Source organism: Paenibacillus beijingensis, from assembly GCF_000961095.1.
GTDB classification, from domain to species: Bacteria; Bacillota; Bacilli; order Paenibacillales; family Paenibacillaceae; genus Paenibacillus_O; species Paenibacillus_O beijingensis.
On the sequence record NZ_CP011058.1, the window covers coordinates 5403311 to 5416156 of the forward strand.

At 57.0% G+C, this 12846-nt stretch carries 6 protein-coding genes; all 6 read right to left on the bottom strand.

The annotated features are described in order from the left end of the window. Positions 1–363 precede the first annotated feature (363 nt). Complete coding sequence (locus VN24_RS24395; RefSeq protein WP_045673673.1) at positions 364–2184, bottom strand: ABC transporter ATP-binding protein; 1821 nt, start codon at positions 2182–2184, stop codon at positions 364–366. An 81-nt stretch (positions 2185–2265) separates the two neighbouring features. After that, complete coding sequence (locus VN24_RS24400; protein ID WP_045672537.1) at positions 2266–4044, bottom strand: ABC transporter ATP-binding protein; 1779 nt, start codon at positions 4042–4044, stop codon at positions 2266–2268. 745 nt (positions 4045–4789) lie between these two features. Continuing rightward, positions 4790–8722 (bottom strand): dynamin family protein, encoded by a 3933-nt coding sequence (locus VN24_RS24405; protein ID WP_082084121.1) that lies wholly within the window; start codon positions 8720–8722, stop codon positions 4790–4792. A gap of 145 nt (positions 8723–8867) precedes the next feature. Next, positions 8868–9143, bottom strand: a complete 276-nt coding sequence (locus VN24_RS24410; protein WP_045672538.1) for a hypothetical protein — start codon at positions 9141–9143, stop codon at positions 8868–8870. Positions 9144–9155: 12 nt separating this feature from the next. Further along, positions 9156–9845: an endonuclease III gene (nth, locus tag VN24_RS24415; protein WP_045672539.1), complete on the bottom strand. Its 690-nt coding sequence runs from the start codon at positions 9843–9845 to the stop codon at positions 9156–9158. A 220-nt stretch (positions 9846–10065) separates the two neighbouring features. Continuing rightward, positions 10066–12846 carry an S-layer homology domain-containing protein gene (locus VN24_RS24420; RefSeq protein WP_045672540.1) on the bottom strand — a complete coding sequence of 927 codons (2781 nt, stop codon included), beginning with the start codon at positions 12844–12846 and terminating at the stop codon, positions 10066–10068.

Consider the following 12846-nt stretch of genomic DNA (forward strand, 5'->3'; position numbering starts at 1 on the left):
CAATTCATTGTGTATGTTCCCTCTCAAAAAATCAAGGGGCTGTCTCATACGTGTTCGCTTGAATGAGTATGTCCCAAATAACGCAAAAGGACCTCCGCTTCCGCATGCAAAGCGGAAGTGGAGGTCGTGTTACAATTGAAAATCCGGCATTTCGCGGGGTGGATAAAACCCGACTTTGGGAACAGCCCTTCGCAGTATGGCCGAGTCCGTGAAAGGAGTCCGCAGATCAGTCCGCGTCTTCTCGAGGGGTTGTCTACGACCTCTCTCGCAGATGAACCCCTCTAAAGCTGCAAATGTGCAGTTGTTATCGAATGCTCCCGAATGAATGCAACCTCGCAGAAAGAGTTTGCGCTCTAGCCCTATTTATGCGGATAAAAAACGGTACTGGGCTTCGATGAGACCGTAATAGGTTCCGCGCAGGTTCATCAGCTGCTCGTGATTCCCCTGCTCGACAATTTGGCCGTGATCGAGCACGACGATGACGTCGGCGTGGCGGATCGTCGACAGACGGTGTGCGATGATGAAGGAGGTGCGGCCCGAAAGCAGCGTGCTGAGCGCCTGCTGGATTTTCAGCTCGGTTTCTGTATCGATGCTTGCCGTCGCCTCGTCGAGAATGAGGATGGCGGGATCGGCAAGCAGCGCCCTTGCGAAGGAGAGCAGCTGCCGCTGTCCCATCGAGAGCACGTTGCCCCTTTCCTGCACTTCCGTCTCGTAACCGTCGGGCAGGCTCATAATGAACTCGTGGGCATGGACCGCCCGCGCCGCCAATTCCACTTCTTCGTCGGTCGCATTCAACCGGCCGAAACGGATATTGTCGCGGATCGTTCCCGAGAAAATAAACGTATCCTGCAGCACGATGCCGACCTGCTCGCGCAGACTGGAAATCGTCACGTCGCGGATATCTTGACCGTCAACAAGAACGCGGCCCTGCACCGGATCGTAAAAGCGGCAGAGCAGGTTGATGATCGTGCTTTTTCCGGAACCGGTATGACCGACAAGCGCGATCGACTGGCCCGCTTTCACATCGAGCGAAACGTTTTTCAGAGCGGGCCGCCCTTTTTCATATTCAAATACGATATGCTCAAAAGAGACGTCGCCCTTGATGGAGGTGAGCATCCGGGCGCTATTGCTTTCCGCTACGGTCGGTTTCTCATCGATAAACTCAAAAATCCGCTCCGATGAAGCCATTGCGATCAGCAGCTGCGAATACATTTGGCCTAGGCGGTTGATCGGGTCCCAGAAGTTGCCGATGTAGTTTGCGAATCCGACCAGCAGACCGACCGTAATCTCATCGTTCTGGATCAGATGCGACCCGTACCAGAACAAAATGAGCGTGCCGACGGCGGACGTCACCTCGATGATCGGGCCGAATGACTGGTTGAGCGCGGACGCTTTGTTCCACGCTTTGTTGTTGACCGTATTCATGTGATGGAAAAAACGGATATTCTCCCGCTCCTGCACGAACGCCTGCGTCACTTTAATGCCCTGGATGCACTCGTTCAAATGGGAGTTGATCCTTGACTGCTTTATCCGCACATCCTGCCAGGCGAAACGGATCCGTTTGCGCAGCGCCGTTGAAACGATGAACATGAGCGGAACGGTAATCATGATGGCCAGCCCCAGCTTGAAGTTCCACAGCAGCAAAATCGCCACAATGCCGACGAGCTGGACGCAGTCCATCATCAGGTTGACGACCCCGTTCGTAAACAAATCCTGCAGCGCGTTCACGTCGTTCGTGACGCGGACCAGGATCGATCCGGCCGGACGCTTGTCGTAAAAGCGGAACGAAAGCTTCTGGATATGGGTGAACAGTTCCTGCCGCAGATCGTAAATGACTTTCTGGCCGATGATGTTTGTATACTTAATCCGGTACGTGTTGGATGCCCATTGAATGATATATAAAGCCAGCATAAGTCCGGCATAAAGAAGCAAACGCTGCGTGTTTCCTTTCTGAATGGCGTCGTCGATCGCCTTGATGACGATCGCCGGTGCCGCCAGCCGCGTGAACGTGCCGAGCAGCATCATCAGCACCATCGGCACGAGCTCTTTTTTGTAAGGCAGCATATACTTCAGCAGGCGCCGCACCTGTTGCCAGTTGAACGGCTTTTCGATCAGCTCGTCATCCTGATAGACGAATCTGCGGGAAGCGTTATCCGGTGCTTCCGGCTCCGGCTGTCTCTGCATAGGTTCGCCGGCATGCTGATGCTGCGCGGCGTCATGATCCGTTTCCGGACCGCCGCCAGGAGCCTTGTTGTTTGCGCTCATTTACGTCACACCTCGTTTCTGCCGCTCCATATCGTCCATTTCCTCTTCGGGACGGTCGGAATATTGAATGTTGTAGATGTCCTGATAAGGCCCCGGCACCCGGATCAAATCTCGATGCTTGCCGCGCTGGACGATACGGCCGTTGTCCAGCACCAATATTTCGTCGGCCTGTTTCAGCGAGCTGATCCGGTGCGCAATAATAAACGTTGTTCTGCCGGCCATCAGCTCTTTGAACCCGGCTTGAATTTCGTGCTCCGTCTCCATGTCGACGGCGCTGGTCGCATCGTCGAGCAGAAGAACGTGCGGATTTTTGATCAGCGCCCTTGCGATGGCGATCCGCTGCTTTTGTCCGCCGGAGAGGCCCATGCCGCGTTCGCCGACGACCGTATCGTAGCCGTCGGGCAGTTCCGCAATAAACTCATCCGCTTTCGAAAGCTTCGCCGCGTTTATAATTTGTTCCATCGTCACGTTTTGGACGCCGTACGCGATATTTTCGCGGATGGAAGCGGAGAACAGAAACGTTTCCTGAAACACGGGCGCAATTTGACTGCGCAGACTTTCCAGACGCAGCTGCTTAATGTCAATGCCGTCGAGCGTAATTTTCCCCTGCTTTACGTTGTACGCCCGCATCAGAAGCTGGATAATCGTCGACTTCCCGGAACCGGTCGCCCCGAGCAGCCCGATGACCGAGCCGGCGGGAGCATCGAACGATATGTCGCGCAGCGCCGGCTCCTTGTCGGCATAATTGAACGTGACGTGTTCGAAGCGGATATGTCCCTTTACATAAGCGGAGTCCAATTCGACCGCATCTTCGACATCTTTGACGTGGATATATTGGTTCAGCAGCTCGAGCACCCGTTCGCCGGAAGCTTTGGACTGCGTATAGTTGTTGATATGGAAGCCGATGCCCCACATCGGTCCGATGATGTACCAGATCAAACTGAAAAAGGCGACAAGTTCCCCGAGCGACAGCGATTTCTGAATGACGAGAATGCCGCCCGCAACAAGCAGCACGACGACGCTTAAATTCGCCAGCAGCTCCATCACCGGAAAGAATCGGGACCATATCCGGGCGGCGCCGACCTGATTCATCTGGTAAGCGTCGCTGCGCTCGGAAAACTTGTCAATTTCGTGCGATTCGCGGGCAAACGATTTGACCGTCCGTACGCCCGTAATATTTTCCTGAACGGCGGTAGTCAAGCTGCTGAGCGCCTGCCTCATTTCGCGGAAAGCGGGATGAATATTTTTCTCGAACCGGATGGCGGTAAATGCAAGAAAAGGGATGGTCACGAGCGTAATGAGCGTCAGCGGCCAGTGGATCGTCATCATCATAACGCCGCCGAAGATGATCATGAGGAACAGATTGAGGAGCTGTGCGAAGCCGAACCCGATAAACTGGCGGATCGCTTCGAGATCGGCGGTCAACCGCGACATCAGATCGCCCGTTTTCGCCGTATCGTAATACTGGAACGAAAGCTGCTGCAGCTTCTCGTAGCAGGCGTTGCGCAGCCGAAACGCCACCCGGTTGCCAAGGCGCCCGCCAAAAAATCCGCTCAGAAACTGCATGAACCCTTTCAAGGTGACAACCCCGACCACCGTCAATGACAAGGCCGGCACCAAACCAAACTTGCCTTGCATAATAACATCGTCGACTAACGTACGAAGCAGATTCGGATAAATCAGCCCTAAAGCCGTGGCGCTGGTTAGGCAGAGAATGGAGGCGATTATAAATTTCCGCTCCATCCAATAGAAAGGTTTAAGCTGCCTGAAAACTTCCAATTTGTCCTCTCCTCACTGTTTCGTATTGTTCTCGCTTTTTCGTACATGAAGAATCTTATCAGCATCGCATTCAATCATCAAACAGAGGAATTTTCCGTTTTTTAGGTATTTACCGGCTTCCTAACGCATCTGGAACAGATATTGGGGGGTATTCTTCGATATCGTTCCAAATCATATCCAACAGGGGTGAATTGCTCCTGAAATGGTTTCGAAACCCATTTATTGAGGAGCGAAAGAAAAGTTGATTGCCTCCGCACGTTCAAGCTCCATTCGACTCCGTCCGTTTCGATTCAGCCGGGTTCGATTCGTTCCGGTTGAGGGAGCGGATGGATGTCAGGTTATTTCCTAACGGCTGCCATTGCCGCTAATTGAATGAAAATAACCCCTTTGAAGTTCAGAACGGAGATGAGCGCAGTTATTGGATACAAGAATAGCCCCGTTTGGGCGGAAATCAGCAAATAAGGTCTCCGGCAACCGTTACATTTTGCAAAACGGCATTTTGAGCAAAATAACGTCTTTGCGCTCCGTTAGCTCTCGAAGGTCGTGGGGGGGGGCAGTTACCCGTGAGGTCGGGGATCGCAGTTACCCACGAGGTCGCGGGGCGCAGTTACCCGCGCGGGGTACAGCGGCTGAACCTACGCCTCATCGCTGCAAGCGATGCGCCCAATCCACAGATTCGCATAATTTCCTAAACTAAAATAAAAGGCTTCCGGCAGTCAGCTCCGGAAACCTTAATGAAAAACCGTTATATGGATTGCAGCTTGCGGCTAATCTCAATCAGCGCTTCCCGGCTGCCGTTATCTTGCAGCGAAAGCAGCTTGCCGTCCGCATAGGCGTCCAGTTCCTCCCGCAATCGGCCGGCGGAGCGGACGATCATCTCCGTCAGCAGCGATTCGTAAACAGGCTGCCATCTGCGCCCCGCCTCCTGAATCCACAGCTGCATCGATGGGGCAAGCTTCGCTTCCAATTCGGAGCGCAGCTGTTTGCTTCCTTCTCCTTCAAAAAAAGACCGCGGACTTTTGAAGCGGGCATTCAGCCATTTGGCATCGATTTCGTCGAAATGCAACGAAGCGGTCTCTTCCGGCGTATCGAAAGCGGCATCCTCGTAAGGGGACGGCCGAAATCCCGTCAGCCGCGCGCTCAGCTTTTCCGAGAGCGCTGCATATCGCTTGCCCGCCAGCGAATTGACCGTCCGCCCCATCCGCAGCGTCGTTGCCAGCAGTTCCTGCGACAGCTCGGTTTGCAGCATCCGCTGCAGCTCCAGCCACGAGGTCCAAACCGCTTTGCGCAAATCGCGGCCGTCGTCCCGCAGTACCGAAGGGTTAAACGCGAAGGCGAAAAACTCCCCGAAACGGTACTGTACCCGCTGCAAAACATAGTACAAAAGCTCCTGGCGTTCCTTCTCCAGCTCCGCAGCGGGAATCGAGCGGACCGCTTCCTCAATCTCGGCTTCGGCGGAGCGCTTCTGCCCGGACAATGCTTCGCGCTGTTCCTCCCGCGCAGCCGCGTCTCCTTCTGCCGCTTCGATCCACTCGCGGATCGTATCTCTTGCCCGTCCGATTTCCTGCTCGGCGGACTTGATGGCCAGACTGCCCAGCTCATGCTGCGTAAAATCGTTAAATGAACGCTCGAAGCGTCCGATCATGGAAGCTTCCACCATCGCCGCATCGCCCGCTTCTTTGCCGTCGAGCGCCAGCATGCTGGAAACGGGATAAAGACGCGGAAAGCGGATGCCGTGCTGCAGCAAATTGCTCTCTACATGCGCGAGCACGCCGCCAAGCTCCTCTTGCGAGGAAGCGAGGTCGGCGGCGTTCACGAGAAAGAACATTTTATCGAGCTCGAACTGATCCTTCACTCTTCCGAGCTGCATCAGAAACTGCCGGTCCGCCTGCGAAAAAGCATGGTTGTAATAGGTGACGAAAAGCACCGCATCGGCGTTCTTGATATAGTTGAACGCGACGCCGGTATGCCTTGCGTTGACGGAATCGGCGCCCGGCGTGTCGACGAGCACGACGCCCTGATCGGTGAGCGGCGAGCTGTAATACAGCTCGATCTCGCGCACAAAACAGGAGCGCGACTCATCGGCGACATACAGCCGGTATTCCGTCTCGTCGACGACAAGCTCGCTTCCGAGCCGGGAAGAGAGCGAATCCCAGCCGGCTTCCGCCGCTTTCAGAAAGCTGTAATGCGGTCTGCCGGCCGCATGCAGCCCGTCGGGCGACAGCCTCGATATTTGCTTTAGCAGCTCCCCGGCGCCGCCGCTGCCCGCCTCTTCCCCAAGCAGCGCCAGCGAATAGCGCATATCGTCCAGCATCGCTTCCGGCGATTTCAGCAGCACGCGCGCCGTGCCGTGGCCGTATTCGCCCGCCGGCGGCGCGATCCGGTTGATCGCCGCCGTCGTCGGGTTCGGCGACACCGGCAGCGCCCGCGCGCCGATCAAGGCGTTGGCAAGCGACGATTTGCCCGCGCTGAACGCGCCGAACAGCGCGATCGTGAAGCGGCTTTCGCGCAGCCGAGCGGCGCGCGTGCGCATCGCAGCCGCCGCTGAGGCAAGCGATGGCTGCGATGCAAGCAGCTCCGCCGCCGCCGTCAGCCGCTCTGCGGCGAGCCGCTGCGGAGCGAGCGCTCCGCTTGCGGCACGGCCGCTTTGCGGCGCGCTCCCGCCGCCCGGCTGCGCATTTCCGCCGTCTTGCCGCCCATGCCCGACGCTCATCTGTGCATTTCCGCCGCCTTGCCGCTCATACCCGACGCCAGGATCCGCGTGACCGCCTGGCGGCTGCGGACGCTGGGCGCTTCGCTGCGCATGCGCGTCTATCGGCTGTACACGACCGCCGGGCTCGGCGCTTGCATCCGCCGAAACGGCTGCCTTATGGCCTGCGGATGCGGCCGACGCTTTACCGCCTTCAGCAGCGGCAGCTTCGTCATGAAGAGCCGCGGCTTGGTCCGTCTTGCCGGCTTCCGGCCCGGGAACCGGCAGCTTCGGCGGCTGCGGAGCGGGAGGCAGCAGCGCCTCCAGCCGCGCCGCCCGCTCCCTCGCGTCCCTGTCCAGTTCCTCCATCCTGCAGAGCGCCTCCGCCTGCGCACCGAGCTTCGCCAGCTCCGTCCGCGCCGCTTCCGCTGCCGCTTCGCTCCGCTTTGCCGCTTTCGCGGCAATCGCCTCAAGCCGGTCGTAAGCCGCTCGCCGGTAATGCGCTTTCAGCCCGGCGGCAACGTCCCGGCAGTACGTCATCGTATACTCGTTTCCGAAGACTGCGCCGGTGTTGACCCGCTCCAGGAGCCAATCCGGCGTTGGTCGCCAGGAAAACGATTGTTCAAGCTCGTGTTCGAACGATTCGTCCGCCGCCTGTTCGGTTTCGGCCGCCCGGCGGATCAGATCCGTCAAATGCCAGACGACGGCCGCCTTCGTCTGCTCGGCCAGATCCGACCTAAACGCCTCCAGCCTGCGCTGCTGTTCCGCCGCCGTCTTGGAGCCCGCGAACAAGAAACCGGTTTTGAACCCCGGCTTGCGGCTCTCCAGGAAGGAATGGGCCAGATCGCGGGTCGCTGCCGGCACAACGTTGGCATTGTCAAGCGTTTGCGTAACTTCCTCGCGCATGCTTGTCTCCCATATGTGCGGCCATGATTCCAGCTCGGCAATGCGCGCGCGGAGCGCTTCCATTTCCGAAGCGATGCGGCCGGCCGCATCGATGCCTCCGGCTGCTTCCATATACTGCCGGCGGAGCTCCTGCTCCGCTTCTTCCTGCCGTTTCAAAAACTGTGCGCCCAAATGGCGGACAGAAGCGTATACGCTGCAGCGGCCCAATTGTTCCCGCTCCTCCGCAAGCTCGCCCAGCAGGCTCTCCAGCTGCTCCCGCTGATTGTGCGGATGATCCGGCTGCCGCAGCGATAAATACATAATGCCGCTCGGCTCAAGACTCCAGTTGCGGAACGCCTTCTCAACACTGCGCCGGTACTGCGCAAAAGAAAGCTCGCGCTCTCGGTGCTTATCGATTTGATTGACGATGAGATAAAGCGGCTTGCCCCAATCTTTCAGCCGCTTCGCAAACGCAAAGTTGATTTCCGACTGGACGTGGTTGTAATCCATCACATAAAAAACGACGTCCGCCAAGTGAAGAGCGGATTCCGTCGCCAGCCGGTGCGCGTCGTCCGTCGAATCGATGCCCGGCGTATCGAGCAGAACCGTATGACTGCCGAGCACCGGCGCCGGATAGACAATGTCGACCGTTAAAAACTGCTCCCCGTCCTTGCAGTAATCATCCAGCCGCTGCGGAGGCGCTTCAAACGATTCCACATTGCCGCTGCGCAGCGCGGTGACGACCGCCCTCGCAGGCTCGCCGCCGCGAATGGAGACGACGTTCGCACTTGTCGGGATCGGACTGGAAGGGAGAAGGTCGGCTCCGCAGAGCGAGTTTACAAGCGTCGATTTGCCCGCCGAAAAATGACCGCAAAACGCGACCGTCAGCTTTTTTTCCAGCAGCTTCTTCGCAAGTTCAGCCACACGGGCCGCATCCGCGCCGTATCCCGCCTGCTCCATCCAATCCATAGCGGCCTCCAGCGCCCCCAACAGCCGGTGATCCGCTTCACCCGCCGAACGCTTAAGAGCGGCGAATTCTTCGTCCTGATCTGCAGGTCCTCCAGCCGCATGCTGCATTTGGTTCCGGTCCGTCAATCCTCTCATCGCAATCTCTCCTATGTAAAAAGTGATGCCCCAAATCAACACGGCCGCCCTTGCTAAAGGACGGCCAACGAAAGGAAATCATATTGAAAGACGGTGCTAAAGGCGCTGCAGCGCTGCAAAGATTCAGCTGAAGGTTGCCGTTTCGTTATACCGCCGGAGCTTCTTCTTCCACAGGAAGGCAAATTTCAAATACGTTGCCGTGCTGCAAAATCGTAATGTTGCGTTCTTTTTCTCTCATGACGACAACTTCCGGTTTCACGCGCATCCGTTCGATGTATTGATCCGGAAGATCGCCCGAACCGCTTACCGTAATGCCTTCAATGACCAAATCTTCGTTTTCTCCCGGAGGCGATTCCAGCACCTGCTCAAAAATGTCCGAAAAAAGCTCGAAATTGTTCGTAAATACGGAAATGCATTTCATGTTCATCATCCTTCACTTCGCTATTTTTTGTTTTTTACTCGTCGTTTTGCGGGCAGCTGCCGGTTTCATTCGTCTTTGGCCTTCCTTGCATAAATCGAGCAGCGGGCAAATATCGCATTTCGGGCTCGCCGCCTTGCAATGATACCGGCCGAAAAAGATCAGGCGGTGATGCGTGAGCGTCCACTCTTCCTGCGGCACGAGCTTCATCAGCTTCTTCTCCACTTCAAGGACGGAGTCGTCCGCTTTCGCCAGGCCAAGCCGCTTGGATACGCGTTCGACATGCGTATCGACGGCAATTGCAGGGACGCCGAACGCATTGGAGACGACAACATTGGCCGTCTTGCGCCCGACGCCGGGCAGCTCGGTCAACATGCTATGCTCCCGCGGCACCTCTCCGTCATACTTCTCCAGCAAAATACGGCACAGCTTCTGTATGTTCGCCGCCTTGTTGCGGAACAAGCCGATCCGGCGGATATCCTGTTCCAGTTCTTCCTGCGGCACATTCAGATAATCTTCGGGCTTCTTGTATTTCTGAAAAAGCGAAGCCGTCACTTTGTTGACCGTTTCATCCGTACACTGCGCCGAAAGCAGCACCGCGATCGTCAGCTCGAACGGATTGCTGTGATTCAATTCGCAGTGCGCGTCCGGAAACATGTCGGCCAATACATCCAGAATGTGACGCGTCTTCTGTTTGGCGTTCATTGACCTCTCCCCTAAAGGTATTGCCGGAGGCAAAACCACTTCGTAAGCATAAGCTCAGTTTTGCGACTGCAAAATCCGCTTCGTAAGCTTTCGCCTAAACACACTATCGTTCAAAGTGTAGCGAAAATTGTCACGCTTCGCAACCGTATTTCACCGCCATTGACGAAAAAAAACGGCCCGAATGGGCCGCCCGTCAAAATGTATTCATATTTGCCGCTCTTTATTGCTTGGCTACTTCCACGATCGCGCCGTTTAACTTGTAGATCACAAGCGCATCGCCTTCCCGCAGATCGGAGACCGAAACGGCTGCGCCGCTGCGGGTAATAAGCGTACTCGTCGTCAATTGGTAGGTGTAGTCCGTATCGGATATATTTTTCCGCTTCGTAATAATCTGATTCAGCGCCGCGTCGTATCTCCAAAACGTTCGGGCCGTGCCTGCGCTTACCGTAACGACGACCGCGCCCTCCGCGTTTTTCTTCACTTCTGCGCGATCGCCCGGGGCCAGCACCGCAGCCGAGGAAGAGACCGACCCGTTCTTGATGATACTGTAGCCGGTCCCGAGCTGTATCGTCGTGCTCCCGCCCCCGTAAATATCAAGCGAGACGGCGCCGGTAGAAAGCGAATTGATCCGTCCGGCCGTAACCGTAACCGTCGTCAGCGTTGCCGGCGTCGTGCCCGCAAACGTGACATTGACCGTTCCGCCCTGCTTCAAAGCGGACAGCGCGACTGCCGCTCCGCCGTCATCCTGCAGCTTCATATCCGAGGTTGAAAACTCGGTCACCTTGCCGTCCGCACCCTGCAGCCGGATTTTTTTCGCCTGCGTATCGACCGAGCCGATCGTGTATTGAACCGGTTGAAAAACTTTCAGGACGTTCGCTTTTTCCTGGTTGGAGTCGAGCATAGCCGTAATGCGCGTTCCCGCCTTAATATCCGTCACTGCAGCGCCGGTTTTGCCCTGCCACTCGACAGTAGGGGAGCTGAGCGACAACGTCACCGAGCTGCCGTCTTCGAGCTGCATCGTCAGTTTTCCCGTTGCCGTGCTGAGCGCCGTAACCGTTCCGGTATACTGATGGACAAAATGAATGGCTATTGCATCGGTGCCGTTGTATGCGACCGAAATCCGGTGTCCCTGAGCGAGCAGCGAACCTGCCGCTGCAAGCGGCAGCGTCGTGCCGTTGAAATCGAGCGCCGTCTTGTCCGTAAGCTGAAGGGCGAGCAGCGTGCCATCCGTTCCTTTGACGGTGAGCACTTTTGTGCCAGTTTCGTAACCGATAATTTGCGCTCCCGCCAGCGTTCCCACTTTGCGTCCTGTGACGGTCACCGCCGTCACTTTGCCGGTGTCGTCAACCGTCAGCTGCAGGCTGTCTTCCTTGTACAGGTCGTCCAGCGTAGCATTGTTCATGCCGCCGATCGTAACCATGACGGAATCCGAAAGAAACTTCGTTTCGGGACTGCCGTTCACGAGATAGGTGATCGTGCTGCTGTCTTTGCCGTAAAAAGCTCCGGAAACGGTACGCGCCGCCGCCGCTTTGACCGAAGCCGATACGAGCTTACTGTTCTGAATTTTGTAAGCGATTGTGTCGCCCGCCTGCAGTCCGGAAAGATTGCCGAGCACGCGCCCGTCCCATCCGGTCAGAACGGCATCGGCGGATACGGACCAAGTCTGCTGCTTGTCGCCTTCGCCAAACGTGACGGTTCCGGCGGCGGCGTCGACTGATGCCACCTTCGCTTCGCCGCTCGTATTGACGGGAGCCGACTTTACTTCGACGCTGAGCGTAACAGGCGTGGAGCGGAACGAATCCTGCGTTACAACAACGCTGCTGTCAACGGTCAGCGATGAAAAAGCAAGCGGCGCGCCTGAAGAATCTTTTACGCTCAAGCTTTCATCGTAAAAAATGGAGATCGGATCATTGCCGACCCACAGCCAAATTTTCTTCTCGGAAGGTACGATTTTCGATACCGTTCCTTCGAGCTGCTTCACCTGCGGGGCACTGTCGAGCTGTTCGGCGTAATAAGCGGTCGTGCCGCTGCCGATCAAGCGGATATTCGTATACAGCGTCAGCTTGTCGGCGGTCACGGTTTTATCCGAGCCCGGCTGATACGATTTCGCGGCTTTGGACAGCGTAAAGGTCCGGCTCTCGCCGCCGGTGTATACCGTTACTTTATCTCCGCTGACGGCGGTCAATACGCCGTCGGTTTGGCCTGCAAACGTTACCGGGACATAAGCTTCCGCCCGGCTGAACAGCGTTGCGGCAGCCGCTCTCGTAACCGAAGCTTGCGGCTCAAATGTCTGTGCGGTCACACCGGTCACAAGCCCGAGCGAGACGGCGGCATTGATATATCCGACATAGCCGATGCCGATTTTGCCCGCATCGGCGAAGCTTGACGGCTGGCCGGCAGCCGACGCCGCCGCGTCGGTTTTGCCGACGGAGCGTACGATGAGCTTCGTCATCCATTCGCGCGAAGCCGTTTTGCGGCCCCAGGCGTTGACGGCATCTGCTGCCGCCGCGCCATATTCGTCGGTTTGGTCGAGCAAGCCGAGCTGAAAGGCCAGCGCCACATATTTTTTATAGTAATTGTCAACGACAAACGATTCCGGAAAAATCACTTCCTGGCTGTTATCCACCGTCTTGTCCTTGCCGATAAAGCGCAGCGCCATCAGCACCGCTTCCTCCTGCGTCACGCCGGCGGACGGGCGGAACAGGCCGTTGTTGCCGATAATAATTTTCTGAAGCGACAATTTGGTAATGGCCTTCTCCGCCCAGTGGCCCGCTTTGACGTCGCCGAATACGATCGGTTCGGGGGCTCCGGAAGCGTCGGCGGTGCCTGCATCGTTCGCGAAAGAAGCGATTGCACTGCCGCCGTCCGCCGGCGCTGCCGTGCCGGCCGCGGCCGATGTATTTGTGCCGGACTGCGCAGCCGATGCGGCGCCGCCTCCGGTCAGAAGTGAGAAGGCGAGGACCCATACGAACGTTTTGTATCCTGAAGAAAATTGCGTCAT

What these genes read in the sequence shown, in the direction of transcription:
- VN24_RS24420 (WP_045672540.1), bottom strand. Translation starts at nt 12,846, where the DNA reads ATGACGCAATTTTCTTCAGGATACAAAACGTTCGTATGGGTCCTCGCC.
- VN24_RS24410 (WP_045672538.1), bottom strand. Translation starts at nt 9,143, where the DNA reads ATGAAATGCATTTCCGTATTTACGAACAATTTCGAGCTTTTTTCGGAC.
- VN24_RS24395 (WP_045673673.1), bottom strand. Translation starts at nt 2,184, where the DNA reads ATGCAGAGACAGCCGGAGCCGGAAGCACCGGATAACGCTTCCCGCAGA.
- nth (WP_045672539.1), bottom strand. Translation starts at nt 9,845, where the DNA reads ATGAACGCCAAACAGAAGACGCGTCACATTCTGGATGTATTGGCCGAC.
- VN24_RS24405 (WP_082084121.1), bottom strand. Translation starts at nt 8,722, where the DNA reads ATGAGAGGATTGACGGACCGGAACCAAATGCAGCATGCGGCTGGAGGA.